The organism is Microbispora sp. CL1-1, from assembly GCF_012034195.1.
Classification (GTDB): Bacteria; Actinomycetota; Actinomycetes; order Streptosporangiales; family Streptosporangiaceae; genus Microbispora.
Map to the genome: position 1 here is coordinate 1 of NZ_JAATEK010000232.1, position 312 is coordinate 312.

Annotated in this window: 1 protein-coding gene; it reads right to left on the reverse strand. The window is 67.0% G+C overall.

Going from position 1 to position 312, the window contains the following annotated elements:
- Positions 1-312 (reverse strand): transposase (locus HCK04_RS40730; RefSeq protein ID WP_185949131.1); only part of this gene is annotated, 312 nt, incomplete at both ends.

Genomic DNA, 312 nt, shown 5'->3' on the forward strand with positions numbered 1-312 from the left:
CGCGATGAGTTCCTTGCGGCCGTCGGCGCGCACGCCGATCATCACCAGCAGGCACAAACGGTGTTCCTCCAGGCGGACGTTGACGTGCACGCCGTCGGCCCACAGGTAGACGTAGTCCACGCTGGATAGATCACGGTCGGCGAAGGCGCGCTGTTCGGCCTTCCACTGCTCGGTCAGCTTCGTGATGACCGGCGCCGACAGGCCGGCCGCCGAGCCGAGGAACTGCCCCAGCGCCGGGACGAAGTCACCGGAGGACAGGCCGTGCAGGTAGAGAAGTGGCAGCACCTCGGTGATCTTCGGTGTCTTGCGCGC